At 68.3% G+C, this 23,566-nt stretch carries 29 protein-coding genes and 2 tRNA genes; 7 read left to right on the forward strand and 24 right to left on the reverse strand.

Annotation, left to right across the window (positions count from 1 at the left end):
- The first annotated feature begins 1 nt into the window (after nucleotide 1).
- The 5 genes from J2Y69_RS13650 to otnC are packed head-to-tail and all read left to right on the forward strand — an operon-like array spanning nucleotide 2 to nucleotide 4,114.
- Nucleotides 2-739, forward strand: a complete 738-nt coding sequence (locus J2Y69_RS13650; RefSeq protein ID WP_310021664.1) for an MBL fold metallo-hydrolase — start codon at nucleotides 2-4, stop codon at nucleotides 737-739.
- Between the two features lie 39 nt (nucleotides 740-778).
- On the forward strand, nucleotides 779-1,570 hold the full coding sequence (locus tag J2Y69_RS13655; RefSeq protein WP_310021666.1) for a hydroxypyruvate isomerase family protein: 792 nt from the start codon (nucleotides 779-781) through the stop codon (nucleotides 1,568-1,570).
- Complete coding sequence (locus J2Y69_RS13660; protein ID WP_310021668.1) at nucleotides 1,567-2,241, forward strand: aspartate/glutamate racemase family protein; 675 nt, start codon at nucleotides 1,567-1,569, stop codon at nucleotides 2,239-2,241. Before J2Y69_RS13655 ends, J2Y69_RS13660 begins: the two co-directional genes overlap by 4 nt.
- Nucleotides 2,238-3,497 carry a 3-oxo-tetronate kinase gene (otnK, locus tag J2Y69_RS13665; RefSeq protein ID WP_310021670.1) on the forward strand — a complete coding sequence of 420 codons (1,260 nt, stop codon included), beginning with the start codon at nucleotides 2,238-2,240 and terminating at the stop codon, nucleotides 3,495-3,497. The genes J2Y69_RS13660 and otnK overlap by 4 nt, the downstream gene beginning before the upstream one ends.
- Nucleotides 3,494-4,114 carry a 3-oxo-tetronate 4-phosphate decarboxylase gene (otnC, locus tag J2Y69_RS13670; RefSeq protein ID WP_310021672.1) on the forward strand — a complete coding sequence of 207 codons (621 nt, stop codon included), beginning with the start codon at nucleotides 3,494-3,496 and terminating at the stop codon, nucleotides 4,112-4,114. Before otnK ends, otnC begins: the two co-directional genes overlap by 4 nt.
- Nucleotides 4,115-4,191: 77 nt before the next feature.
- Here the strand turns inward: otnC and J2Y69_RS13675 are convergent, their stop codons facing one another.
- From J2Y69_RS13675 to J2Y69_RS13750, 17 genes are all read right to left on the reverse strand, one after another.
- Complete coding sequence (locus tag J2Y69_RS13675) at nucleotides 4,192-5,502, reverse strand: MFS transporter (protein ID WP_310021674.1); 1,311 nt, start codon at nucleotides 5,500-5,502, stop codon at nucleotides 4,192-4,194.
- A 51-nt stretch (nucleotides 5,503-5,553) separates the two neighbouring features.
- On the reverse strand, nucleotides 5,554-6,540 hold the full coding sequence (locus tag J2Y69_RS13680) for a nucleoside hydrolase (RefSeq protein WP_310021676.1): 987 nt from the start codon (nucleotides 6,538-6,540) through the stop codon (nucleotides 5,554-5,556).
- A gap of 70 nt (nucleotides 6,541-6,610) precedes the next feature.
- Nucleotides 6,611-7,288: a substrate-binding domain-containing protein gene (locus tag J2Y69_RS13685; RefSeq protein ID WP_310021678.1), complete on the reverse strand. Its 678-nt coding sequence runs from the start codon at nucleotides 7,286-7,288 to the stop codon at nucleotides 6,611-6,613.
- Nucleotides 7,285-8,274, reverse strand: coding sequence for a phosphoglycerate dehydrogenase (locus J2Y69_RS13690; RefSeq protein ID WP_310021680.1), 990 nt, complete (start codon nucleotides 8,272-8,274; stop codon nucleotides 7,285-7,287). The genes J2Y69_RS13685 and J2Y69_RS13690 overlap by 4 nt, the downstream gene beginning before the upstream one ends.
- Nucleotides 8,271-9,056 (reverse strand): NAD-dependent epimerase/dehydratase family protein, encoded by a 786-nt coding sequence (locus J2Y69_RS13695; RefSeq protein ID WP_310021682.1) that lies wholly within the window; start codon nucleotides 9,054-9,056, stop codon nucleotides 8,271-8,273. The genes J2Y69_RS13690 and J2Y69_RS13695 overlap by 4 nt, the downstream gene beginning before the upstream one ends.
- Before the next feature lie 139 nt (nucleotides 9,057-9,195).
- Nucleotides 9,196-9,597: a hypothetical protein gene (locus J2Y69_RS13700; RefSeq protein WP_310021684.1), complete on the reverse strand. Its 402-nt coding sequence runs from the start codon at nucleotides 9,595-9,597 to the stop codon at nucleotides 9,196-9,198.
- 272 nt (nucleotides 9,598-9,869) lie between these two features.
- Nucleotides 9,870-10,196, reverse strand: coding sequence for a hypothetical protein (locus J2Y69_RS13705; protein ID WP_310021686.1), 327 nt, complete (start codon nucleotides 10,194-10,196; stop codon nucleotides 9,870-9,872).
- Between the two features lie 28 nt (nucleotides 10,197-10,224).
- Nucleotides 10,225-10,650, reverse strand: coding sequence for a terminase small subunit (locus J2Y69_RS18120; RefSeq protein ID WP_463675505.1), 426 nt, complete (start codon nucleotides 10,648-10,650; stop codon nucleotides 10,225-10,227).
- Between the two features lie 112 nt (nucleotides 10,651-10,762).
- Nucleotides 10,763-12,064, reverse strand: a complete 1,302-nt coding sequence (locus tag J2Y69_RS13710) for a phage major capsid protein (protein ID WP_310021688.1) — start codon at nucleotides 12,062-12,064, stop codon at nucleotides 10,763-10,765.
- Nucleotides 12,065-12,253: 189 nt separating this feature from the next.
- Nucleotides 12,254-12,406, reverse strand: a complete 153-nt coding sequence (locus tag J2Y69_RS13715; protein ID WP_310021690.1) for a hypothetical protein — start codon at nucleotides 12,404-12,406, stop codon at nucleotides 12,254-12,256.
- Between the two features lie 56 nt (nucleotides 12,407-12,462).
- Entirely contained in the window at nucleotides 12,463-12,762 is a 300-nt protein-coding gene (locus J2Y69_RS13720; RefSeq protein ID WP_310021691.1) for a hypothetical protein, read from the reverse strand.
- The gene (locus tag J2Y69_RS13725; RefSeq protein WP_310021694.1) at nucleotides 12,728-13,339 is read right to left on the reverse strand and encodes a hypothetical protein; all 612 of its coding nucleotides are present in this window, start codon (nucleotides 13,337-13,339) and stop codon (nucleotides 12,728-12,730) included. Before J2Y69_RS13725 ends, J2Y69_RS13720 begins: the two co-directional genes overlap by 35 nt.
- A gap of 77 nt (nucleotides 13,340-13,416) precedes the next feature.
- Nucleotides 13,417-14,016 carry a hypothetical protein gene (locus J2Y69_RS13730; RefSeq protein WP_310021696.1) on the reverse strand — a complete coding sequence of 200 codons (600 nt, stop codon included), beginning with the start codon at nucleotides 14,014-14,016 and terminating at the stop codon, nucleotides 13,417-13,419.
- A complete protein-coding gene (locus tag J2Y69_RS13735) occupies nucleotides 14,009-14,299 on the reverse strand; it encodes a hypothetical protein (RefSeq protein WP_310021697.1) in 291 nt (96 codons plus the stop codon). The genes J2Y69_RS13730 and J2Y69_RS13735 overlap by 8 nt, the downstream gene beginning before the upstream one ends.
- Nucleotides 14,296-15,273 carry a tyrosine-type recombinase/integrase gene (locus J2Y69_RS13740; RefSeq protein WP_310021698.1) on the reverse strand — a complete coding sequence of 326 codons (978 nt, stop codon included), beginning with the start codon at nucleotides 15,271-15,273 and terminating at the stop codon, nucleotides 14,296-14,298. Before J2Y69_RS13740 ends, J2Y69_RS13735 begins: the two co-directional genes overlap by 4 nt.
- A complete protein-coding gene (locus J2Y69_RS13745; RefSeq protein WP_310021699.1) occupies nucleotides 15,270-16,268 on the reverse strand; it encodes a hypothetical protein in 999 nt (332 codons plus the stop codon). Before J2Y69_RS13745 ends, J2Y69_RS13740 begins: the two co-directional genes overlap by 4 nt.
- On the reverse strand, nucleotides 16,265-16,480 hold the full coding sequence (locus J2Y69_RS13750; protein WP_310021700.1) for a helix-turn-helix transcriptional regulator: 216 nt from the start codon (nucleotides 16,478-16,480) through the stop codon (nucleotides 16,265-16,267). The genes J2Y69_RS13745 and J2Y69_RS13750 overlap by 4 nt, the downstream gene beginning before the upstream one ends.
- Nucleotides 16,481-16,593: 113 nt before the next feature.
- Here J2Y69_RS13750 and J2Y69_RS13755 point away from each other — a divergent pair, with 113 nt between their 5' ends.
- Nucleotides 16,594-17,334, forward strand: a complete 741-nt coding sequence (locus J2Y69_RS13755; protein ID WP_310021701.1) for a helix-turn-helix domain-containing protein — start codon at nucleotides 16,594-16,596, stop codon at nucleotides 17,332-17,334.
- Between the two features lie 151 nt (nucleotides 17,335-17,485).
- The gene (locus J2Y69_RS13760) at nucleotides 17,486-18,505 is read left to right on the forward strand and encodes a site-specific integrase (RefSeq protein ID WP_310021703.1); all 1,020 of its coding nucleotides are present in this window, start codon (nucleotides 17,486-17,488) and stop codon (nucleotides 18,503-18,505) included.
- 80 nt (nucleotides 18,506-18,585) lie between these two features.
- Here J2Y69_RS13760 and J2Y69_RS13765 read toward each other — a convergent pair.
- The 7 genes from J2Y69_RS13765 to J2Y69_RS13795 all read right to left on the reverse strand — a co-directional run bounded on the left by J2Y69_RS13765 (nucleotide 18,586) and on the right by J2Y69_RS13795 (nucleotide 23,540).
- A tRNA-Met gene (locus tag J2Y69_RS13765) sits at nucleotides 18,586-18,659 on the reverse strand.
- Nucleotides 18,660-18,689: 30 nt separating this feature from the next.
- Nucleotides 18,690-18,761 (reverse strand) — tRNA-Thr (locus J2Y69_RS13770).
- A gap of 62 nt (nucleotides 18,762-18,823) precedes the next feature.
- A complete protein-coding gene (locus J2Y69_RS13775) occupies nucleotides 18,824-19,906 on the reverse strand; it encodes a M23 family metallopeptidase (protein ID WP_310021705.1) in 1,083 nt (360 codons plus the stop codon).
- Between the two features lie 152 nt (nucleotides 19,907-20,058).
- Nucleotides 20,059-20,853 carry an inositol monophosphatase family protein gene (locus tag J2Y69_RS13780; protein ID WP_396653104.1) on the reverse strand — a complete coding sequence of 265 codons (795 nt, stop codon included), beginning with the start codon at nucleotides 20,851-20,853 and terminating at the stop codon, nucleotides 20,059-20,061.
- Complete coding sequence (locus J2Y69_RS13785; protein ID WP_310021707.1) at nucleotides 20,850-21,926, reverse strand: hypothetical protein; 1,077 nt, start codon at nucleotides 21,924-21,926, stop codon at nucleotides 20,850-20,852. Before J2Y69_RS13785 ends, J2Y69_RS13780 begins: the two co-directional genes overlap by 4 nt.
- A 160-nt stretch (nucleotides 21,927-22,086) precedes the next feature.
- Nucleotides 22,087-22,884: an enoyl-CoA hydratase/isomerase family protein gene (locus J2Y69_RS13790; RefSeq protein WP_310021709.1), complete on the reverse strand. Its 798-nt coding sequence runs from the start codon at nucleotides 22,882-22,884 to the stop codon at nucleotides 22,087-22,089.
- Nucleotides 22,885-23,048: 164 nt separating this feature from the next.
- Nucleotides 23,049-23,540 (reverse strand): FBP domain-containing protein, encoded by a 492-nt coding sequence (locus J2Y69_RS13795; RefSeq protein ID WP_310021710.1) that lies wholly within the window; start codon nucleotides 23,538-23,540, stop codon nucleotides 23,049-23,051.
- Between the last annotated feature and the right edge of the window lie 26 nt (nucleotides 23,541-23,566).

A 23,566-nucleotide genomic window follows, 5' to 3' on the forward strand; every position in this document is an offset into this window, starting at 1 on the left:
CATGTACGAACTCCGCTCGCTCGTCGACGGCTTCCCCGGGAAGTCCTCATCGCACGGCGCCTTCGGGTGGAGCAGCCTCTGGCTGCTCCACCACGGGGACCGTCGCGTGCTCATCGACGCGGGCCCACCGGCCTACATCCCGCTCATCCACGAGGGCCTTGCCGCGCACGGTCTCGACACCGGCGACATCACCGACGTCGTCGTCACCCATCTGCACTGGGACCACGTGGGGAACTTCACGATGTATCCGAACGCCACGACCTGGGTCGGCGAGGAGGAGCTCGCATGGGCCGCCACGCAGCCGGCCGGGACGAAGTTCATCCCCGACCTCCACATCCAGGAGCTGCTGCAGCGGCGCGCGGGCGTCGAGCGCATGCGCGACGGCCAGGAGATCCTGCCCGGCATCACGGCGATCGCGAGCCCCGGGCACACGCCGGGACACCTCGCCTTCCACGTGGAGGCGGCGGAGCGGTCCCACGTCTTCGCCGGGGATGCCGTGAAGAACGTGTTCGAGCTCCAGACGCTCGAGGTGGACTCGACGATGGACGCCGACGCCAGTCGCGCAAGCGTCGACCGACTCCGCTCGCTGGTGCGGGACACCGGCGGAGTCCTGGTGCCGGGGCACGACGTCGCTCTGGCACTCGACGGCGGCGATGCCGTGCGTCTGGCCCCGCAGTCCTCCCGCATCGGGTTCTTCGTGGACGGCGTCCAGGGAGAAGTCGATCGCAGCATCGGATGATGCGCCCCTGACCGCCATCCCCTCGCCCAGGAGAAACCCATGACACCGTCCCTGCGCTTCGACGCCAATCTCAAGTGGCTCTTCACCGAGCATCCCTTCGAGGAGCGGTTCGACGCCGCGGCGCGCGCCGGCTTCCAGGCCGTCGAGTACCCCGCGCCCTACGAATACGAGCCCCAGCGCCTCGTGGAGCTGCTCGCGCAGGCGGGGCTGTCGCAGGTGCTGATCAACACCCCAATGGGTCCGGCCGGCTCGCCGACGCGGCAGGGGATGGCGTGCGTGCCGGGAGCGGAGCCCGACTTCCGCGACGGGGTACGTAAGGGCCTCGAGTACGCGACGGCCCTCGGAGCGCCGTTCCTGCACGTCGTCGGCGGCATCGTCCCCGACGACGTGCCCCGCGATCGCGCCTTCGCCCTCTACGTGGCGAACATCGCCTGGGCGGCCGAGCAGGCACGGGGCACGGGCGTCCGGCTACTGCTCGAGCCGCAGAACAAGCGCGACGCCCCGGGCTTCATCCTCGAGTCCCAGGCGCAGGCCGCGGCGGTGGCCGACGCCGCGGGCCGCGAGCAGGTCGGGGTGCTGATGGACTTCTACCACGCGCAGATCGATGAGGGCGACCTGATCCCGACGTTCCTCGCGCATCGCGAGCACATCGCGCACGTCCAGATCGCCGACCCGCCCAGCCGTCATGAACCGGGCACGGGAGAGATCGCGTACGACCGCGTCTTCACCGCGATCCGCGACTCGGGATACCGCGGATGGATCGGCTGCGAGTACCAGCCCTTGACCGAGACCGTGGCCGGTCTCGGATGGATGAAGGAGCTCACCGCATGACCACTCCCCCGAAGATCGCCCTGATCAGCGCGGTCACCGCAGCGATGGCGCCTGCCCGATCCGCGCTGGGAGAGCTGTATCCCGAGGCCGAGGTCTGGAACATCCTCGACGATCGACTGCTCAGCGACGCCGACGCGCGCGGCGGGCTCGACGACGCCCTCCGCGCGCGGATGACGCGGCTGATCGACCACGCGCTGGCCGAAGGCGCCGACGGCGTGCTGCTCACGTGCTCGCTGTACGGGCCGGTCGCGACGGACGCCCAGCGCGATGTCCCTGTGCTGGCACCGGACGAGGCCGCGTTCCGCGAGATCGCCGACGCCCGCTATGACTCGGTGCTCGTGGTGGCCTCGTTCGACGGCGCCAAGGACGACTCGGTGGAGCGTTTGAAGGCGACTCTGCGCGAGGCCGGCGTGAACACCGTCGTCACCGCCATCGCCGTTCCCGCGGCGATGGCGGCCACCAAGGCGCAGGATCCGCAGGCGTTGCTGACCGCGCTGGCCGAGGCGGTCACGCCCTTCGCTGCACAGGTCGACGCCGTCTTCCTCGCCCAGTACTCCCTCGCCCCCGCGGCGCGAGGCCTGGCGGAGGCGGTCGGCGTCCCCGTGCTGTCGGGCCCCGCCAGCTCCGCCATCGCACTGCGCGAGCGGCTGGCCGCGGGGTCGGGCCGATGATCGGGATCATTGCCGACGACGTCACCGGCGGCACCGACGCGGCGGTGGCCTGCCACCGGCAGGGGCTGCGCACCGGCATCGTGTTCGGAGACCCCAGGGATGGATCGATCGACTCGATGTGGGACGTGGGCGTCGTGGCCCTCAAGACCCGGACCATCCCAGCCGCGGAGGCCGTCGCCCGGTCGATCGTCGCCGCGGAGGCGCTGCGGGCCCATGGCGCGGATCGGCTCTTCCTCAAGTACTGCTCGACGTTCGACTCGACTCCCTCGGGCAACATCGGCCCCGTGCTCGACGCGCTCGTCGGCCTCGTCGGGGCCGGGCGGGTCGTCACCACGCCCAGCTCCCCGGAGCACGGCCGCACGGTGTACGGCGGACAGCTGTTCGTGAACGGCGTGCCGCTCGCGGAATCGCCCATGCGCGACCATCCACTCACGCCGATGCGAGACTCCGATCTGGTGCGTCTGCTCGACGGGCAGCTCCCGAGGCCATCGAGCCGCGTGCTCCCGCACGACGTCGTCCGCGCCGGTGCGGAAGCGCTCCGTTCGGCGATGAGCGATCCGCGACACGACTCCCGCTACCTCTTCCCCGATGCGATCACCGACGACGACCTGCTGACGATCGCGCGCGCCGCCGTCGATGAGCCGCTGCTCGCCGGCGCCGCGGGGCTGGCCGGTGCGCTCGCGCATGCCGTCGCCGAGAGCCGTCCCGCACGACCGCGGCCGGCACCCGGGGCCGCTGGCGCCGGCCGCTCGATCGTGCTGGCCGGCAGCTGCTCCCGGCGCACTCTGGAGCAGATCGACGCGATGGACCGTGCAGGGCGCCCCCTGTACCGTCTCGACGCCCTCGTCGACCAGGATCCGGAGACTCTCGCGACCCGGGCCCTCAGGTGGTACGACTCTCTCCTGGACGATTCGCCCGCTCCGCTGATCTACGCCTCCCTCCCGCCCGAGCAGCTGCACGCCGTGCAGGAGCGACTCGGCGTGGAGCGGTCCGCCGCCGTCCTCGAGGCGGCGATCTCCCGCGTGGCGCAGGGGGTCCGCGAACGGGGTGTCACCCGATTCGTCACCGCCGGCGGCGAGACGTCCGGCGCCGTGATCGCCGCGCTCGGCGTGCGCGGCGGCGAGATCGGGGCCGAGGCCGCGCGCGGTGTGCCGTGGATCCACAGCGATGACGGCATGCGGCTGCTCCTGAAGTCCGGCAACTTCGGCGAGCCCGACCTCCTGGTCCGCGCATCCGAGGAGGAGGAGGCCGCATGAGCACGCAGCGCGATGACGTCATCCGCGCCGCCCGATCCCTGTTCGATCGCGGGCTCACCCACGGGAGCACGGGCAACATCTCCGTGCGCGGAGAGGGCGGCATCCTCGTCACGCCGACCGGGTCGAGCCTGGGCACCGTGACCGTCGACGAGCTGTCGCTCATCGACGAGACGGGGCGCCATCTGTCCGGCCCCGCCCCGTCGAAGGAGGCCTTCCTGCACGCCGCCGTGCTTCGCGCTCGCCCGGACTCCCAGGCCGTCGTGCACACGCACTCGACGCACGCCGCGGCCGTGTCGTGTCTGGCGGACCTCGACCCGAGCGATGCGCTGCCACCGCTCACGGCCTACTTCGCGATGCGGATCGGCAGGCTGCCCCTCCTCCCCTACCACGCGCCGGGGGACGACGCCCTCGAGACGCTCGCCGAACGCACCGCCCGCGACAACGTGGCCCTGCTGCTGAGCAACCACGGCCCCGTCGTCGCGGGAGCGACGCTCTCGTCCGCCATGGACGCGCTGGAAGAGCTCGAGGAGACCGCGAAGCTCTTCCTCCTGCTCCGCGGCACCGCGACCCGCCCGCTGACTCCCGCGCAGGTCGACGCGCTGCGTCCCCCCACCTGACGCACACGCAGGCCGACGCGGAAGGGCGTGCGGGAATCCGATCCGGATCCCGCACGCCCTTCCGCGAGAGAGGGGGTTCACGAGCCCACGAACACCCCGTTGCGCCGCTTCGCCAGCACGTAGAGCACCACGCTGATCGCGCACAGCACGGCGATGTAGATCGGGAAGATCCCTCCCGCTCCGATGCTCTGCAGCCAGACGAACAGGTACGACGCGGTACCGCCGAAGAGGGCCACGCCGACGCCGTAGCCGAGGCCCATGGCCGTGCCGCGGATGTGCTGCGGGAACAGCGAGTTCGCGACGGCGTTGTAGATCGTCAGGTTCAGCAGCAGCACGAGCGATCCGCCCAGCATGACGCCGGCGAGTGGACCGATGCCGCCGTCGGTGTAGAGCAGCACCAGGAAGATCGTCGGGATCGCCAGGATCCGGCCCACCACGAACCATCGCGAAAGCGCCCACTTGTCGAGGATCCGGCTGAGCACGAGCGCCCCGAGCGTCAGCACGACGCTCATCGTCGTCGACACCGCGAACACCGCCGTGGGGTCCTCACCGAACGCGCCCGTCGCCAACGACGGCAGGCCGGAGAGCCACGTGTAGTTGTAGGCCATGATGGCGCCGATCACGAAGACGACGGCCACGACGCTGAGCCAGTAGTGCCGGACACCGCGCCAGACCTCGATCGCCTCGGTGCGGGTCGGCACCTCGCCGTCCTCACCGGCGACGCCCGTCGGCAGCGTCTCCGGAAGCGAGCGCCGGAGCCAGAGGACGAGGATGCCGAGCACTCCGCCCAGGATGAACGGGATGCGCCATCCGTACTCGCCCATCGCGGTCACCCCGAGGAGCGCGCTCGCCCCGAACGCGGTCAGCGGCGCGAGCAGGTTGCCGAGGTTGTTGAAGAACGCCATGAACCCGGCGACGTATCCCGGGCGCTCAGGAACCAGCTCGAGACCGTAGGCCTGGCTCAGCGGCGCCTCGATACCGGTCGAGATGCCCTGCACGATGCGCATGAGCAGCACGATGATGCCGGCCCAGACGCCAAGGACCTCGTGGGTGGGCAGCACGCCGATCACGAGGCTGGCCGCGGCGGTCACGCCGACGGAGCCGATCATCACGATCTTGCGGCCGATCCGGTCGGCGACGAGGCCGAAGACGATGCCGCCGATCGGGCGGAAGACGAACCCGACGGCGAAGACGGCCAGCGAGTTCAGGGTCGCCGACGCCGGGCTGTCGCCGGGGAAGAAGGCGTTGCCGATGTAGACCGAGAGCAGCCCGAACATCGCCCAGTCGAACCACTCGAGGGCGTGGCCTGCGCTGAGCGCGAAGAGGTTGCGGGTGTCGTGCCGTCGCGACGGAGCGTCGACGGATCGGGTGGGTGTTTCTTGCGTCACAAGAGAGCTCCTTCGCTCACGAGCTGTGCTTTTTCGGGGAGGAGGCGGGGGTCAGCGCCAGGGCAGCGGGCGGCGGAGGGATTCGCCGATGAGATCGAGCACACCGTCGAAGTCCATGTCGAAGACGACGCGATGCAGCGGGCGTTTCTCGTCGCGGGACGGGTGCACACCGGCGAGGTAGCGGTCTCCGGTCTCCGGATCCCGGAACGTCTGCAGCGGGCGGCGGACGGCGCCGGCGACGAGCTCGGGACGGAGCAGGCTCGCCACGGCCAGGCTGTCGTTGATGCCCATGACCCGACGGGCATCGGGCTGCGGGTAGCTGCGCGTGTAGAAGCCGGCGTAGTCCGCGCTGATCGCGGTGACGAGCTGCGCAGGCGGGGATGCCGTGGTCGCCGCGATCTGGAGGAAGAAGTCCTCGGGCACGAGGGCCTGCCGGGTCACGTATGGCCCGCACCAGGTGACGTCGCCCTCGTGACGGGCGACCTCCTGCGCGGCGTCGATGTCGAAGGACACGTTCGGATCACGCGAGATCCGGAACCTGCGGTCCGCCCAGGGCTCCGTGTCGTTGTAGAGGGCGGGCCCGAGGGTCCCGACGATCGTCGTGCTGCGGAGCCGTTCCAACAGCCGCGGCTCGCGCTGCAGTGCGAGGGCCAGGTTCGTCTGCGGACCGAGGGCGAGGTAGTCGATCTCGCCCTCATGGACATCGACGAGGTCGAGCAGCACCTGCACGCCGTCGGGTTCGGCGGGCACGGACCGGGCCGGGCGCAAGCCGGTGTTCCCGAAGCCGTCCTCGCCGTGGATCCCCGGGTTGAGCCGGAGGTCCTGATGCAGGGGCGCCGCGGCGCCGCGGTAGACGGGCACGTCTTCACGTCCGCAGGTGTCGAGCACGTAGCGCGCGTTGTCGGCGGCGCGTTCGCTCTCGCAGTTGCCGAAGACACTGATCGCGGCGAGGATCTCGACGTCGGGATCGGCGGCGAGCAGCATCAGCGCCAGCGCGTCGTCGACTCCCGTGTCGGTGTCCACGATGACTTTTCTCATGTTCTCTCTTCCCGTCCGGGCGACGGCCTGCCGTCGCATCCTCCGCGAGGGCGCCCTACGGCGCCGGATGTCAGGGTGCGCTCAGCCCGACGGCTGCGAAGGCGCGGCGAGCGTCGTCCGCGCCGAGCGACGAGGCGAAGGCCGCGGCCGTCTGGGGTGCACCGGGGCGGACGCCGATCGCGAACGACATGTAGGACTGGAGCGCGTGCGGGATCGGGGCGACCAGGTGAGGACCGGGCACCGCCCGCAGTTCGCTGACCTGTTGAATCGCGACCGTCGCGCGGCCGTCGACGACGGACTCGGCCGTGAGCCCCGCGGGGAACCGCACGGCCCGCTCGTCGATCTCGTCGAGCAGGTCATGTGCGCGCAGGACCTCCATGAAATGCAGCCCGCTCGCGCCGCTCAGCGTGTAGGCGACGGCCGGTGCCGCGCGGAGATAGTCGAGAAACGTCTCGGCTGTCCCATCGATCGGCGCCGCCGTCTCCGGGAGCCGGGCGAATCCGACCGCGGAGATCGCGATGTCGGTCAGCCCCTCGTGGGCGAGCACCCCTTGATCGGCGAGGTCGCGCACCGAAGAGGAGAGGCCGAGCATGAGGTCGGGACGCTCGCCGTCGGCGATGCGTCCGAGCAGCATCGTCGTCGGCTCGAACGTCGCCTCGACCCGCTCGCCCGTCGCCTGCTCGAAGAGGGGGATCACCGTCTCCTCGAGCGCCTGGCGGACGACCAGTCCGCTGTACAGGGTGATCATGCCGGCACCCCCTGGTAGTCGGGGTTCACGACGAAGCGCGGGTCTCCCCCGCCGAGCACGTCGATCACGGTCGTCGCGGCGATCCGGCCGGACTCGCCTCGCGCCTCACGGGTGGCGCCAGCGACGTGCGTCGTGGCGAGGATCCCGGGTGTGTGCAGCAGCGGGCTCGTGGAGGGCAACGGCTCTTCGGCGAAGACGTCGAGCGCTGCTCCGCCGATCGCTCCCGCCACGACGGCATCGACGAGCGCCTGCTCGTCGATGATGCCGCCGCGGGCGGTGTTGATCACGATCGCGTCGGACTTCATGAGCGACAGCCGCTTCGCGTCCAGGAGGTTGTGGGTCGACTCGTCGAGGAAGAGATGCAGTGTGACGAAGTCCGACTGCGCGAGCACCTCCTCGAGGTCGGCGCGACGGACCCCGTTCGCCGCAGCGAAGTCCTCGTCGAAGTACGGGTCGTACGCGACGATGTCCATGTCGAAAGCGCCGCCGATCCTGGCCACGGCCTTGCCGATCGATCCGAGGCCGAGGATGCCGAGGGTCGCTCCCCTGAGCTCGCGGCCCGTGAGCTGCTCCCAGCGGCCGTCCGCGAGGTTGCCGATGTTCTCGGGGATGCGGCGAGCGGATGCCAGGAGGAGCGCGAAGACATGTTCGGCCACAGCCTGCCGGTTGGCGCCGGCCGTGATGCACACGGGGATGCCGTGCCGAGTGGCGGTATCGACGTCGACGCTGTCGTAGCCGACGCCGGTGCGGACGATGACCTCCAGGTTCTCGGCGTGGTCGAGGTCCTCACCGCCGAGGGGACGCGTGCCCGCGATGATCGCGCGGACGCCCTGGAGCAGGGTCCTGCGGTCGTCTGCGGAGAGCGCGTCGAGGCCCGGTTCGTGGCGGGTCGAGAGGCCCGCCCCGGTCAGGATGCGGTCGACCTCGTCCCCCGGTGCGAGGAACGCGGTCGTGATGAGTACGTCGACGGTCTGCGTGGTGCTCACCAGATGCCTCCCTCGTAGTCCGATGCCGTGAATGCGCCGCCGTGGTAGCGCGGTGCGGGGGCCTCGCGGTCCACGGCATCCGCGTGCTCGGCGGCGTCGTCCCGCGGGACGTAGCCGATCGCCTGCCAGCCGATTCGGCCGTCCCACCATGAGCCCGTGTTGTTCGAGCATCCGTAGACGACCTGGCAGCCGACTGGGCCGCTCTCGATCGCGCAGCGAGTGAGCTCGACGCCGTCCCGCCAGCTCAGCCACAGTGCGAGCTGGCGGCGGTCTTCAGGAGCAGGCCGGAAGGTGCCGATGCGCAACAGCACTGACTCCACTCCCCATTTGTCGTGGTAGAGGCTCGCCAACGCTTCGCCGAAGGCCTTCGACACTCCGTAGTAGGTGTCGGGACGCAGCGGCGCCGCCTCATCGAGCGTCTCGGTGGCCTCGTGGAAGCCCACGACGTGGTTCGAGCTCGCGTAGACGACCCGGCGGACTCCGGCGCGGCGAGCCGCCTCGTACACGTGATACGTGCCGTCGATGTTCGAGGCCCGGATGCTCTCATAGGTCGACTCGTCGGCGATGCCGCCGAGATGCACGATGACGTCGACTCCCTCCGCGGCCTTCGTCAGCCCGTCGAGGTCGGCCAGGTCACCGATCACGACCTCCTCGCGCGGGTGCAGCGGCTCCTCCGGGGCGCGACGCGTGAACAGCACGACTCGGTCGTATCGACCGGCGAGGCCTTCCCGGATCACCCGGCCCATGCGTCCGGCGCCTCCGGTGTACAGAACTGTCGTCATCGTCGCCCTTCCTCGCGACAGGGCTGCTCCGCCCCGCTCACTTTCACCATAGTATTGGCAATACTATTTTATTTCAACGGGGGATCAGATCTCCGATGAGGCTGGGTTCCTCTCCCCACCCTGGACGGGACGAGGGCTGTCAAGGCACGTAGACATCGTTGTCGATGCCGAGCTGAAACAGTTCGCCGTCATAGAGCCACTGAGCGAGACCGATACCGATTCCGCTCGCTATGAGGACGGCGACGAACGCGAGGACGACTCCCCGACCCCGATACCCCCACCAGCCGAGCCATCCCAGAAGCACCAGGCCCCCAAAGTGGGCGAGGACGAGCGGAACACCGCCGACCATCTCCGCGAAACCAGCCATCGTCGTGCCGGCAGCGAGCGCCTTCCCCTGCTCGGACTGAGCCTCCAGCTGCGCGAATCCGTACCACGCCCAGGAGAAGGCGCCCGCAAAGAGGCCGAACGCCGCCACCCACCAGAACCAGATGCGCGCGGTTCCCGATGCCCCCGGCATCTCCGGCACCTGCTGATCCGTCATGACGCCAGACTAACGATGGCACTCATTCGCGTGAGCCTCCTTCGGCGCGAAGCCCAGGGTCCGAGATATCGGCTCAGATACGACTCGCGGGATTCTGGGGTTGAAGTAGCAGGAGCCAGGATCGAACCCGCGACCTCACGATTGGGTCACGGTCGGATTCGGGGGTTATCGCGGGGTATCACCACTCCCCCGATCCCTGACAGGACATGCTCAGAACGCATCACGAGCTATCGCTATAGGCAGTCAATACTGCGGGGTAAATGCGGGATTTTCTACACTTCGATCTTGCTGATGAGTTGCGAGATCACGTTCCCCGGTCCCGCGATTCCGATGCGGTGATCGAACGTGCAGTTGTCGAAGTGCGGATCCTTTAGCATGATCGCGCCCGCGATCTGAGTGCGGGTCGGGTCGAGGTCCCAGATCAGGCCCTCAACGTTGCCTTGGAAGGTGGTGTTGCCTGCGAACGTGATGTTCCCGACCAGCAGGAGAACAGCTGGCCCGAGGAAGGTCACGTTCGTGGCCTCCAGCTTCTCCAGACCGCTGGAGCCAGGCACAAGCAAGTCGATCGGACGGATTGTGGTGTCGCGAAGAATGGTCATGCGCGCACCCTACTCGGGACCCCGGACATCAGCGTTTGCGTGGTGCGGGGCGTGGGAAACGGGTCACGTTCGGCGCCGAGTCCACAGCACGATCATCAACAGCGGTCTGCAACCGCCGGGCGCGGAGCTCCAACTGAGTCCGCACGCGAGGCGTCAACCCCATCTCACCCAGAACCCGGGACAACAGGGAGTGCGCGCGCAACCGTAGACGATCATCGATGGCACGATCGGCCATATCCGCGAGCGCACGAGCCTGAGCGATCGATGCCGCATCCGTCCCGGTCAGCCACTTCGCCGCAGCGATCGACCTCTCCACCGCCTGACGCATCACCCCCGGCTCACCGTCAGACGCCACACGCGCCCGCTCAGCATCCTCAGCACGCTTCCTCGCCCGATATGCCCGGGAATACGCCGCGGCACGCTCACGACGCTCCTGCGCCTCGCCAGTATCCATCTGACGCTGTTTCCTCTCGTTTCCGAACCCGGTGGGGGACTCCACTGCCGGAGAATTGGCCCCAGGGGTCGGGGCGTCGGGATTTGGACCCCCTACCCCTGGGGCCGGGGCGTTACGGGGTGGTCGGCAGTGTGATCTTGACGATCGCGTCGGGGCGATAGACGGAGAGGCCGAAGCGTCCTTCGACGCGTCCGATGATCTCGTTCGTCTTGAACCCCTGGCTACGGTCCCATTCGACCTGGATGCCGCGCTCGTCTCGGTCGACGGTTGCGGCGTCCAGGTCGAGGGTGAGGGCGGTGCCGGCGGTGATGCCGGTTGAGGTGATGACCTGCGTTCCCCAGACCTTGCGCTGTGCCCGGTCGATGGGGCCGCCGAGGTCGAAGCTGCCTGACGTGGCGCGGGTCGTTTCGATCTCTGCCCAGTCGTTCGGGTTCACGATGTACACGTCGGGGGTGTAGCCGAGGACTTCGAGCTTGGTGGCTGCCATGCGGAGCGTGGTGACCTTGTCGGGGCCAGCTGCCTGCGTCTGGATACCGGCGGTGTTCAGCAGTCCGGTGAAGTGACCGGTCGTGCCGTTGCCGGAGAGCACCTCGCTTTCGAGGGTGCGCCCGATCCCGTAGAGCATCTGAGTCGCGATGAATGCGACGAGAGTGTCGTTGTCTTCGAGGAGGTACTTGTTCACGGGCTCCGTGAGGTGCGCGATGACTTCAAGCAGCCCTTCTTCCTCTCCGAGCGTGATCACCGACGTCGGCTTCTCCGCCCCGGCCGCGACGATCGCCGCGTTGTTCGTGAAGGCCGTCTGCCGGAGGTACTTCCAAGCGGGCGCCGACCGCACCGTGGACTTGAGGACGTCAAGGATTGACGTTGGAATCCGCTGCAGCTCAAGCGGCGACTGTGATTCCATCGGGGTCGCGAACACCTGAGTGCCGGGCGTCAGGAACGCCTTCTGCCCGAGCGCTCGCGCGAAGACCGACGCGGCCTTCTTGCCTCCCTGGCCAGTGAGAGCGAGGTAACCGTTTTTGGCGCTCGTGTACCCATTGGGGTCGTTGGGATCCTCCTCGCCGATCGCGGACGCGGCGGTGAGCGACGCGATCAGCGCATCACCCTTCGCCTGACGCTCGATCTTCGCCTTCAGATCGGTCGCCTCAGCGGCCTTTGCCTCGATGCTTGCCACTTCGCTGTCGTTGAGATCGCGGCCCAGCGCCTTCGCGCCATCCACGATCGCCTGCATCGCCTTCTGCAGGGCGAGCAGCTGTTCCTTGAGGTTCATGAGATAGATCACTCCTAGTGAGAAATACCCAGTAGCGTCCAACGCTCCGGGCGTGGATCGTGAAGGGACGAGACCACAGATGCCGATCTTCTGGACTTCACCCGATGGGCGCTCGTCACAGATCGACTGGTACTCGTTTCGCATAGGCGGACGGGCTGACGCCAGCTGGCTCCTCGGACTTGACCCCACAGGGTTCCTCGTCCTTGGCCGCGGCTTGACCGACGGTCTTCTGCTCACCGACCTTTCGCGGCCATGAGATCTTGACCATGAGGCCCTCGATCCCGCGACGGCAAATGCGTTTCGGCTTGCTCCAATTTTATGTCGCGAATCGGGTCAGAGCTTCTCCGACCAGCGCGTTTCGTCGTATTGCCAAGCGATCGATTCATCGACCCACGCCGATTCGATCGGCTCGCCGTCGGCATCGCGGCGTGTGACCACCAACACATGGCCTGGGCGTTCCTTGCCCCGCACCAGAGAATCGGGCACCTCCGAGAGGGGGCGAGCCCACCACGGCACCCGCCCCCTCCGATCGGCCGGCATCCTCACGTCCGGCCCGCTTTCGCCGCATCGATGCCCTGGCGGCGACGCGCGAGCAGATCGACCGCTGCTGGGACATCGCCATCAGCAAGAAACCGTTCGACTTTCGTGAGCAGTTTCGCGTCGCGGCCCTTCGAGTTCCGCAAGATACGCTGCTGCTCTCGCTCGACGGACAGGAGCCGGTTCAGATCACCGATCTTGCTCCGCAGCTCGCCGGCGTACCGGCGCCAGTCGGAAACATCATCACTCCACTTCGGCTGTTCCACGAGCTCAACTCCCATCGCTTCGCCGGAGATACCCGTCATCGTCCTGATGCAACGTTCCCTCCGGCGTGCCCGTGCCGGAGATCGCGCGGACCGCGCCGCGGCTCATCTTCACGCCCGTGGCATCGATCTCGATCACGTACCCGGCATGTTGCAGGCGGGCGTAGTCGTCCGAGATCTGGGCGACAGAGTTGCCGAGGTAGAGCTGGACGGTGTCGGCGTTGCTGAAGAGCTGCCCGCCGTTCTGGAACACGACCGACCCGCCACCGATGGTCGGATCGATGACCATGTTCCCGATGACGGCCTTCCCGCCCTCCTCGATCACCAGGTCCGCGAGAACCCTGGTCAACGCCTTGAGGAGCGTCTCTTTCTCGACGGTCAACTTCCCATCCGGACCAGTGATCGTCACCGGCCCCTGAAACGTGGTCGGCCCCTGGAAGACGGACGGGCCCAGCTGGTGGAAAACACCTTCCCAATCGAACCGGCCAACACCGCGGATGTTGCCGTCGATGTTGATGTACCCGGTATCGACGATGTCGATCCCGCCGCCCTCGGTGACCAGGAGGCGGCCGCCGTCGTAGATGCGGATGCCGTCACCACCGACTGACGAGTTCCGCATCGTCATCGTCGCGAGCTCACGCCCCCGCGCCTGCATCCGCTGCACAGCCCCAATATCAGGATGATCAACACCCATGATTACCTGCTTCCTGCCGCAGACGCGGCGCTCGTTGTCGCACCGAGGACAGCCCCCGGCGCATCTGGTGATCCCCACCCACCCGAGTTCGGGATCGGTGTCGTTGGCCAGTCCGTTACCTGATCGCTGACCTCTCCGGTCGCCGGGTCGTACCAGTCCTCTGGCGCTTCGCTTTCGTCCTGGCCTGGCTCTTGCCTTGCCTGTCCTTGCCTTGCCTGTGATGTCCCTCGGGACGTTCCCCCGGGACTGTCCCCGGTGACGTCCTTGGCCTTGGCTCGCTGTCTCGCCTTCTTCTCGCGCTCTCGACGTCGAGCGTTGTCGAGCACTTCGAACTCGGATCGAGTGGTCTGCCAACGCGCGTAGTCGACGATGATCCAGGCTTCTTTCCCGTCCGTTCGCCAGCACTCCCAGCGCACAAGCCCCGGGATAGCCTTCGAGGAGAACGTCGGGATCAGCGGGAGATCCGCGCGCTCGATTCGGCCGTCCGATCGGTTCGACACGGACCAGGTCAGCGCCATGAAGTAGCTGGATCGCTCGGCGTCCGTCAGCCGGAGTACACGCTTGTCGGTGAGGTACTGCTCCGGGATCCTCGCATCAGCCATCTCGCTCCCTGAGCTCGTCGTCGACGGCCGCAGGGCGCCGCAGGACGCGCACCGCGGGCGGGGGTGCGGACTTGGCCTCGTCCAGGATCTCGACGAGCGCGATGCCGAGCAGCTGCACGACGGCGACCGCGCGCACGAACCGGAACGGGTCTGTGCTGTCGGTCATGAGGTCGTCGACGGTCGTCTCGTGGATCATCTCGCTGCGGAAGTCGCCGAAGTTCTCACTGTTCGCGATCTGCACGATCCGCTGCGCGATCGCCGCCGCCTGCTCCATAGGATTCACGAGGACGCTCCAGTGAGTGCGTGGCGGCCGGCGGGCGGTCGACCGGATCGGGCCGGCATCGCGACGCCCGGGAGCGCGTTGAGCGCGGCGGTCTTCTGCTGCTGAGTGACGCCCACGTAGATCTGCGTGGTCTCGATGGTCTCGTGCGCCATCAGTTCCTGGATCACCCGAATGTCGGCACCGTTCGCGAACAGATGCGACCCGAAGCTGTGCCGCAGCGAGTGCGCGGTCAGGGTCGGATCGGTGATCCCGGCACGCCGCTTCGCCTCGCTGATCTGCGATGAAACGCTGGACGGGAAGATGTGCCCGTCCGGGGCGGTGCTCCCCGCCCTGGCGGGGAACCACCAGTCATCCTGGGGCATCTCGTGCGCGAACTCCGCGAGCATCGGATGCAGGGGGAACGTGGTCTCCTTGCCGTGCTTCCCGACGGTGCTGATCGTCCCCGCCACGAGGTCGATGTCTCGGCCGTGGACGCGCGCGATCTGCGAGACACGGAACCCCTGCACGTAGCCGAGGAGGATCATGACACGAGTGCGCCGGTACGCGCCGGTCGTCATCATCGCGTCGATCTGCTCTGCGGAGAAGGGTCTTGCGTGCCGGCGGAGCACACGCACCGGGGGAAGGTTCGCCGCGGGGTCGTCGGGGCGTAGGCCCGCGTCTTGCAGGAACTTGAAGAACGCGCGGAGCACCACCCGGTAGCCGCGTCGCGTGCCCGCCGAGATCCTCTCGCGCCCGAGGAACACCTTGAGGTCGCGGGCCGTCGCGGTGAGCAGGGAGACTCCCTGCATCGTCACCAAGGCCCGAACGGTGCTGAGCCGTTGACGCACCGTGCTGGCCGTCAGGCCCGCCGCACGCTGGTCGATCGCGAACTCTTCAAGCAGGCCCTCGGTCTCCGGGTCCGCCTGGCCCTGACCAGGCCCGTAGACCCCTGTGCGGGTGCGGTTGCGGTAGTTCGGGAAGGCCGTGCCACTCATCGCCCGACCTCCACCAGCGTGGCGCCCTCGATGACACCAACCGCGGTCATCAGCGACGAGGCGAGCTCGCGCATCGCATCGACGGTCAGCTCCTCGATATTGTCCCGATCGATCGCCACATAGGGCGTCGAGGTCGCGTCATCGAAGATCAGGCGACCATCGACGTGGCGGGCGGGCCGGGAGAGGCTCACCGGGCCGATATGACGCTCGAACCAGAGTTCCACGCCCTCCACCCCGTCCAGACCCACGGACACGTCATCGGCCCACACGGGCATCGCAGCCATCACCTCCGGGTGCGCTGCAGCCCACGCGCGCTCGTTCTCCCGATCCCGCCGACGACGCTCGGCCGCGGTGATCAGCTCGACGACCGGCTCGCCGTCCTCCACCCGCTCGCCGGCCACCAGATACATGCCCAGCGAGATGGCGAGCAGCTCGCCGACCCGAATCGCCGCATTCGCGTTCCGCTTCCAGTACCGCAATGTCGCCGTGCTGTGCTTGGCGATCTGCTCCTGCCACCAGTCACCAGCCGGGATCTCGACCTTCCGCCCGTTCTGGTCGACAGGGTGCGCCATGTGCATACACCCCGCGGCGTCCCCGACCGCACAGCCGAGCCAATCCGCCGGCTTCTTGAATGAGGGTGCGACGTCTTGGTAGAGCGCGTCAGACGGCTCCAGGTCGATGCAGCCGTGTTCGCTGGCGTCGATCTCAGCGAGCGCCGCAGCGACGTCGGTAGCGGTGTAGTCGACCGTGGTCGTATCGTTGGTCATGCTCGCTTCCATTCCTGCTGAATCGGTAGTGATCTCGCCCCCGGCCGCTGCAACGGCTCCGGGGGCATTCTTCTGCGCGGTCTGCTCACGCTCGTCGGCATAGGCCTCCATCTCGACGGCGACTTCGAGGTATGTCTCGTCCAGCTCGCCTCGCTCGACGCGCTCGCGGAACTCCGCAGCACGCGCACGGCTCCGCGCGATGTTGTCGGGGCTGTAGATGTCGGTCATTCGTTGGCCTCCTGCGCCTGAGCCTCGATCCACGCGAGGACGTCGGCTTTCCTGTATCGCGCAAGCGCGCCGAACTTGGTCACCCGCGGACCCTTGCCCTCCATCGCCCAACGGGCGAGCGTGGGAACGCTGACCTGCGTGTACTCGGACACCTGGGGTCGAGTCGCGATGTCTGGGAGCTCCGTGAGTCGATCCCGAGTGGATGTTGCCATTTCTGCACCAATCTCTCCGCCTGTGACGCAATTTCTGCGTCTTGCAGTAGTTGTATCACATCGGTTCAGCGGGGCGCAACTATGAGACCGCCGTATCGCTGTATAGTGCAGAAATGGCAACAGAACGTGATCCGAGCCTTGTAGGCCGCCGGCTGCTCGAAGTTCGGACAGCTCAAGGGCTGTCGGCATCGCAACTGGCCGATCGCGTGGCCGGGCGCGCAGTTTCCAAGACAGTGATCACAAATGTCGAGTCGGGACGCAAGCGAGACTTGACAGTCACCGAGCTAGTTCTTCTCGCGGACGGATTGCAGGTCTCGCCACTATTCCTCATCGTTGACCCTCGGCATCCATGGGAGAAGGTCGATATCCCCGGGATCGAGATGACCAACGTGGAGTACGCGCGTCGCGCCGATATTTTCTCCGTCCTCCAGCCCTCCAACGGAGTGTTCTGGGGAGGCGCTGGGTCGACAGAGACCGCTCTGGCCCAAGGCGAGGATGCTGTCGCCGAGCTACGAGAGGTTCGCCGAGTCCTTGACGCGGACGCTCCCCCAAGCTCTCCCTGGGAAGCCCGGATCCTTAGTAACCCCAACGAGGCACTTCAGCAACCGGTCTCGGAGTTGTTCCGCGCCGTCGACAGCTTGCTCCAGTACAAAGAGCGCGATGATCGCCGAGAGCAGCAATACCGACAGCTGGACTCTGCGGTTGTTCACGAGCGGATCGAGGCGTTGCGGGAAGAGCTTGAGCAAGCAAGGCGAGACTACCCACACCTCAACTTCAGCCGGATGATCGTGAGCTGGAAGCGCCGCCCGAAAGAAGAGGCCGACGATGGCACGCCCGCGGACCCCGCTGAGTAGTTACGGCCGCATCGCGGTCGATGCGATGCGGCGTGAGCCCGGAGACAAGCGTGCTCGCCTGGTCGTCATCCCGAACGGCGAGATCCCGCCGAAGCACGGCCTCTGGCGCGCACGGTCTCGCTACCGCTTCGAGGACGGAAAGCTGCGGCAGGTGGAGCGCTTCAGCACGTCCCGAGCAAAGGCAGAGACTGCGCTCAAGAAGGCGCTGGCCGAGATCATGGCCGCGGCACCCGGAGACCTCAAGCGGGAGACTCGGCTGCGCGACCTCGGCGAGCGATTCCTCAAGGCGAAGGCCTCTCGGGCGCCGCGCACAGTGGACACCTACCGCCACAGTGTCGAGAAGGTCATCACGCCCCGCATTGGTGACCTGAGCGTCGCTGAGGCCACACCAGAGCGCCTGCAGCGCTTCCTGGACGCCGTGACGGCCGAGCACGGCCATGGGACCGCTAAGACGGCCAGAGCAGTGCTGTCGGGCATGATGGGTCTCGCCGCGCGCTCTGACGCGATCCAGCACAACCCGGTCCGCGAACTCGCCCCCCTTGAGAGGAAGGCGGAAGGCGCGACTCCGATCCCACTCGCCGATCTCGCCGGCCTCCTCTCGAAGGTGCGCGCAGACAAGCGGTTGATCGATCTGGACATGGTCGACCTCATCGACTTCATCGCAGGGACGGGCGTGAGGATCAGCGAGGCATGCTCGCTAGCTTGGGACGACGTAGACCTCGCAGCATGCACAGTGTCGATCCGATCCAACGCCGTGCGCGCGAAGGGCAAGGGTGTGATCAGGCAGCCACATTCCAAGACGGACGCCGGCACGCGCCGACTACGCATCCCGAGCAGCCTCCTCGGCATACTCGGCGATCGTCGAGTGCGCGGCGGCCCGAACCCTCTCGGTCTCGTGTTCCCGACCGTTCTCGGTAACCTCCGCGACCCACGCAACACAGCTCGGGACTGGGCCCAGGCGCGTGAACGGCTGCAGTTCCCCGCGTACACGTTCCACTCGTTTCGCAAGACGGTGGCGACGGCACTCGATCAGGCCGGCCTCTCCCCCCGGGACATCGCGGAGTACCTTGGGCACGCCGATCCGTCGCTAACGATGGGCACCTACATGAGCAAGACCGTGGGCGGCGACAGAGCATCCACGGCGCTCGACGCGGTGCTCGGCGCGAAGTGAATGTGCGGGGTTAATGAGGGATCAGGTGACCTTTAACAGGAAGAGCCCCGAACGAATCCGGGGCTGATCAGGTATTTCTGTAGCAGGAGCGGGGATCGAACCCGCGACCTCACGATTATGAGTCGTGCGCTCTCACCATCTGAGCTACCCTGCCGCAGTGCACCCGGCGAACCGGATGTGTGCGAGCCCCGAGTCAGGATTGAACTGACGACCCCTTCCTTACCATGGAAGTGCTCTGCCACTGAGCTATCGGGGCATGCTGCCCTTTCGGGCAACCAGACGAGAGTACCATTTCTGGCGCCCTCGTAGAAATCGAGGTCAGTGCCTCCCGGCGTGCGCCAGCATCCACGGCAGCGGGTCGATCTTGGCGCCGTCCACGATGATCTCGAAGTGCAGGTGCGGCCCGAAGGAGTGCCCGGTGTCGCCGGTGAGACCGACGATGTCGCCGACCTTCACGACGTCGCCCGTCTTCACCTTCAGTGAGCCGTACTGCATGTGCCCGTAGTGGCTGGTGACGAGCTGGCCGTCGATGATGTGGTCGATGTAGACGCCGACGCCGTAGCCGCCGTCGCTCTCCGACGCCAGGCGCACGGTCCCGTCGGCGATGGACTGGATCGGCGCACCGTCGCCGGGCGCGAGGTCGATGCCCTCGTGCATCACGCCGTCGCGCACGCCGAAGGGCGAACTCATCGCGACGCCGACGATGAACGGCCACTGGATCTTGGCGGTCGAGTCGTTCGTGTAGAGCGAGTCCGAGAACCGGATCCCCGACTCCGCGGCGACCTGCACCTGGGAGACAGCGCCGAAGCCCTCCGCCCCCTGCAGGGAGGCGCCCTGGACGTCGCTCGGCGCGATGAAAGCCTGGATGTCCTCCTTCGCCTCCGCGTCCGCCGCGGACTTCGCCGAGCCGGACGCGACCAGCGACGTCGCCGGCGACAGTCCGTGTCCCGAGGCGATCGCCTGCGACGGGAGGGTCATCGAGATCGCCAGTAGGCCGACCATCCCCATGACCCCCGCGGGAACGCCGATCCGGGCGACCCGACGGAAGGAGCCGCCCTTCGCGCGCCGCGGAGCAGCAGCCACTTCCCGCGCCGTCTGTTCCATCGGACGAGCGGCCCGACTGGTGGCAGACGAAGGAGATGTGGCGGCGGGAGCCGTCTCGGCGATGTGTCGCAAGGCGGCGAGCGCGGCATCGAGCCCGACGGAGGGGCCATCGACCGCGGCGGACGCGGATGCGGGGATCGCGGAGACGGTGCCGACGGGCATCCGCGCTGGCGTGCCCTTCGCAGGAGCCTCGACCGGGGGAACGGCCACGGCCGGGGCACTCGCGGGTGCGCCCTCTACGGTTGCGGCCATCGCCGCCTGGCGGAGCGAACGGCGCGTGGGCGCGGGCTCAGCCACGGGTATGTCAAGAGGCAAGGGTGTAGTTCTCCCGGATCGGCCGCCCGGGGGAACGGCAGGGGGCTTCAGCGACGCTTCGCCATCGGGTCGGCGAAGGTAACGAACGTATAAACAATACAGGGGGCAGGCTGGAAACGCGATGTGTGCGGTGCTCAGTCTCCGCGGATGCGTCCGACGAGCTCGGCGACCAGGGCCGGTGAACCCGCGACCGTCATCCGCCGGGTGACGTCCGCCGGATCGGGGTGCGCGATCGCTCCCCCGGCCTCGCGGACGAGCATCGACCCCGCCGCCACGTCCCAGGGCTTCAGCCCACGCTCGAAGAAGCCGTCGAGCCGCCCCGCCGCCACATAGGCGAGGTCGAGGGCGGCGGCGCCGATCCGACGCAGATCGCGGGCGACCGGCATCACCCTCCGCACCGTCGCCAGATCGCCGTCGTGCGTCGCCGGATCGTAGCCGAACCCGGTCCCGAGGAGCGCGCCCGCAGCCCCCGGGGTCGACACCTGGAGACGCTTCTCGCCCAGCCACGAACCCCCGCCGCGCTCCGCGGTGAACAGCTCGCCGAGCGCAGGGGCGAAGACGACGCCGGCAACCTCCGTCCAGAGCTCCGGCTCGGGCTCCCCCTCCACCACCGCGATGCTGACGCAGTAGGACGGGAACCCGGAGGCGTAGTTGACCGTGCCGTCGATCGGATCGACAACCCAGGTCAGCCCGCTCTCGCCGGGCTCCGCCCCGGACTCCTCACCGAGGAATCCGTCTCCCGGGCGCTCGGCGACGAGCCTCGCCCGGATCAGCGCCTCGACCTCTCGGTCGGCCTCGGTGACGATGTCGGCCAGCGAGCTCTTGGTCGCGGCGAGGGCGACTCCCTCCTCCCGCCGACGACGCGCAAGCTCACCCGCCTCCTGCGCGATCTCCACGGCGAGGAGGCGGAGGTCTCTGACGGACGTCACGACTGCGGCGGGGCCGGGGCGGCGGGAGGCGCGGCCGGGAACTCGGGTGGGGCGACATCCTGCGCAGCGGTGTCCGGCGCTGCAGCGTCCGGCGCGCGCTCCGGCGCCGGCGGTCTCGGCGGGAGCACCGGCTCGATCGGGAACACCGGCTCAGACGGGAGCACCGGCTCAGCCAGCGGCGTGGACGGCGCAGACGTTGCGGGCGGAGTAGACGGAGCGGCCCAGCCGCCGGGGTTCGACGGAATCGGAGGAGCCTCAGGAACGGGCGGCAGAACGGCGCCATACGCGGTCGGGATCGGAGCTTCGACGGAAGGAACACCCGTGTAGTAGGCGTTCCAGTCCGGGGAGCCGTCGCGGAGCACCGGCAGGGGCGTGGTCCCGTCGACGTAGGTCGGCCATGCCCTGACGGCGGGGAGCGCTGCGGCGGGCCGCTTCGGCGCGAACAGCGCGTTCAGCAGCGGGATGAGCGTCGAGCCCACCGCGGTGAGGATCGTCAGTGCGACCACGATCCGCCAGAACAGATCCGAGTAGTGGAACGTCTCGGGGAAGGTGAGGAAGAAGACGAGCAGCGCGACCAGAAGCCCGAGGAACGCGAAGGTGACGAAGGTGACCACGCGCGTGAAGGTGGTCACGTAGCGCTGGGAAGCACGCCAGAAGATGCGCACGTGCAGGACGGCGAGTTGCAGCACGATCACCACGAGGAGGAACTGGAAGAAACGCGCCCCTCCCTCGACCACCCTCTCGCCGTCGTAGTCGACCACGTCCGCCGGGAGCCAGATCTTGACCGCGCCGACGAGCAGGGCGATGATCCAGGAGATGATGCTCAGCAGCGCGAGCCAGTCCGGACGGTCAGAGGACAGACTCGCCTCGAGGATCGCGATCCCCGCGAAGGCAGCGAGGAGGAGGATCGTCAGGAACGCGCGCCCGACCAGTTCCTGCTGATCGCCGACGAGTACCCAGATGACACAGACCAGCGCGGCGGCGATGAGCGCGCCGATCGCGATCCAGATCGCCCCGCGGAGCAGGAGGGACGTGTTCGGTTTCTTCGCCGGCGGCGTCGTGAGCTCGGACATGGCGATCCTCTCGTCCGTGATGTGCTCTCATCCTGACACGCGCCCGCCTTCGCCGCGCGGGTGCAGCCGCGTTCGGTGGACATCTCGCCGAACGTCGAGCCCTGTGGAGGAAGGCCGCCGAGAGGAAGAGCGCCGCGAGGACGGCCGCGGGAGATGCCGGTCAGGCGCCTCGCTTCGCGGAGGCCGCCGCGAACGCCTGCACCCGCTTCTTCGCCTCGTCGCCGTCGAAGGACGCCCCGATGGTCCTGGCCTCCTCGTCGAGCTGTTCCACGAAGCTGCGCGCGGGGCGGGTGCGGATCAGACGCTTCGCCTGGCCGTAGGCACGATGGGCGCCGGCGAGCCAGAACCGCGCGATCTCCTCCGCCCTCGCCCGCACCGCGTCCGCGGTCGCCTCGGCGCCATCGGCACCGACGGCCTCCGCCGCCAGCCCCCACTCGACGGCCTCCGCGGCGCTGAGCAGCCGGTCCTGGAGCACGAGCTGGAGAGCCCGCCGCTCACCGACGGCATGGGAGAGCTGGGCGGACACCGACAGGTCGGGGGTGAGGCCGATGTTCGCGTACAGGCTGCCGATGCGGGAGTCCGCGCCGATCACCGCATAGTCGCTGCAGAGGAGGATGCCGAGCCCGCCCCCTGCCGTCGTGCCCTGCGCCGCCGCGACGACCGGGATGGGCGCCTCGGTCAGCGAGCGGATCCCGCGGTTGATCACCCCGGCGAGCGCTGTGATGTCGGACCCTGCTGACATCGTCTGAGCCATGTCGAGCACATCACCGCCCGCGCAGAAGGACGGGCCCTCCGCGTCGATGATGATCGCGCCGACGTCCTCCCGCCCGACCGCCTCGGCGGTCGCATCGGCCCAGGCATGGGCGAGCTCCGCGTTGAAGGCGTTCAGCCGCCGGGGACGATTGAGGGTGAGACGGGCGAGACCGCCCTCCACGGTGAGACGGATCGGTTCGGTCATCGGTTCTCCTCCGGATTCGGACGACGTCGGCCGATGCGACCACGGCGCCGTCGATCGCATCCGCGACCAGCCTATGCGCGTCCGAGGCGCTCCGGGCGCGACGGGCGGGCCGAGACAGCAGCTATCGCGTCGCTCCCAGAACGATATCTGGCCGGCGTCCGGGCTCAGCCCTCGGCGAGGGCGGCCTCGACGAAGGCTCTCATCCGACGGTGGGTGCCATCGAGGCGACGATCGACGTGCTGCTCGCCGCGGATCTCGCTCGGGGCCAGAGGCGGCACCAGCCGGACGCTCTCATGGCAGGAGAGATCGGCGCACAGGTAGTTCCCGACCGTCGCGCCACGCCTGCCCGCCTCGCCGATCCTGTGGGCGGAGAACAGAGCGACCTGATTGCCGGGCTGCAGGGTGTGGCAGATGTTGCACATGCCGGAGCGCACCCGGCCGGGGTCCGTGGCCCGCAGGACGATGCCGGTGGGGCGCCCCTCACGCTCGATCACGATGCAGCCTCGCCTGGCGGAATCCGGATCCCGCCAGGCGAGGAAGTCCAGGTAGTCCCACTCCGTGAGGAGCAGGTCGTGCGGCATCGCGATCCGGGCGACCTCCTCGGCGTCCGCGTTGACGAACGATGCCCTGATCTCCTCCTCGGTGAGCGCATGCATCCGCCAATTCTAGGCAGAGCGGAATG

The sequence above is a fragment of the Microbacterium resistens genome, from assembly GCF_031456305.1.
Lineage (GTDB): Bacteria > Actinomycetota > Actinomycetes > Actinomycetales > Microbacteriaceae > Microbacterium > Microbacterium resistens_A.

Coding starts and splice junctions, on each gene's coding strand:
- J2Y69_RS13650 (WP_310021664.1), top strand. CDS start 2: ATGTACGAACTCCGCTCGCTCGTCGACGGCTTCCCCGGGAAGTCCTCA.
- J2Y69_RS13655 (WP_310021666.1), top strand. CDS start 779: ATGACACCGTCCCTGCGCTTCGACGCCAATCTCAAGTGGCTCTTCACC.
- J2Y69_RS13660 (WP_310021668.1), top strand. CDS start 1,567: ATGACCACTCCCCCGAAGATCGCCCTGATCAGCGCGGTCACCGCAGCG.
- otnK (WP_310021670.1), top strand. CDS start 2,238: ATGATCGGGATCATTGCCGACGACGTCACCGGCGGCACCGACGCGGCG.
- otnC (WP_310021672.1), top strand. CDS start 3,494: ATGAGCACGCAGCGCGATGACGTCATCCGCGCCGCCCGATCCCTGTTC.
- J2Y69_RS13680 (WP_310021676.1), bottom strand. CDS start 6,540: ATGAGAAAAGTCATCGTGGACACCGACACGGGAGTCGACGACGCGCTG.
- J2Y69_RS13685 (WP_310021678.1), bottom strand. CDS start 7,288: ATGATCACCCTGTACAGCGGACTGGTCGTCCGCCAGGCGCTCGAGGAG.
- J2Y69_RS13695 (WP_310021682.1), bottom strand. CDS start 9,056: ATGACGACAGTTCTGTACACCGGAGGCGCCGGACGCATGGGCCGGGTG.
- J2Y69_RS13700 (WP_310021684.1), bottom strand. CDS start 9,597: ATGACGGATCAGCAGGTGCCGGAGATGCCGGGGGCATCGGGAACCGCG.
- J2Y69_RS13705 (WP_310021686.1), bottom strand. CDS start 10,196: ATGACCATTCTTCGCGACACCACAATCCGTCCGATCGACTTGCTTGTG.
- J2Y69_RS18120 (WP_463675505.1), bottom strand. CDS start 10,650: ATGGATACTGGCGAGGCGCAGGAGCGTCGTGAGCGTGCCGCGGCGTAT.
- J2Y69_RS13710 (WP_310021688.1), bottom strand. CDS start 12,064: ATGCGAAACGAGTACCAGTCGATCTGTGACGAGCGCCCATCGGGTGAA.
- J2Y69_RS13720 (WP_310021691.1), bottom strand. CDS start 12,762: ATGACGGGTATCTCCGGCGAAGCGATGGGAGTTGAGCTCGTGGAACAG.
- J2Y69_RS13725 (WP_310021694.1), bottom strand. CDS start 13,339: ATGCGGAACTCGTCAGTCGGTGGTGACGGCATCCGCATCTACGACGGC.
- J2Y69_RS13730 (WP_310021696.1), bottom strand. CDS start 14,016: ATGGCTGATGCGAGGATCCCGGAGCAGTACCTCACCGACAAGCGTGTA.
- J2Y69_RS13740 (WP_310021698.1), bottom strand. CDS start 15,273: ATGAGTGGCACGGCCTTCCCGAACTACCGCAACCGCACCCGCACAGGG.
- J2Y69_RS13745 (WP_310021699.1), bottom strand. CDS start 16,268: ATGACCGACATCTACAGCCCCGACAACATCGCGCGGAGCCGTGCGCGT.
- J2Y69_RS13750 (WP_310021700.1), bottom strand. CDS start 16,480: ATGGCAACATCCACTCGGGATCGACTCACGGAGCTCCCAGACATCGCG.
- J2Y69_RS13755 (WP_310021701.1), top strand. CDS start 16,594: ATGGCAACAGAACGTGATCCGAGCCTTGTAGGCCGCCGGCTGCTCGAA.
- J2Y69_RS13785 (WP_310021707.1), bottom strand. CDS start 21,926: ATGTCCGAGCTCACGACGCCGCCGGCGAAGAAACCGAACACGTCCCTC.
- J2Y69_RS13790 (WP_310021709.1), bottom strand. CDS start 22,884: ATGACCGAACCGATCCGTCTCACCGTGGAGGGCGGTCTCGCCCGTCTC.
- J2Y69_RS13795 (WP_310021710.1), bottom strand. CDS start 23,540: ATGCATGCGCTCACCGAGGAGGAGATCAGGGCATCGTTCGTCAACGCG.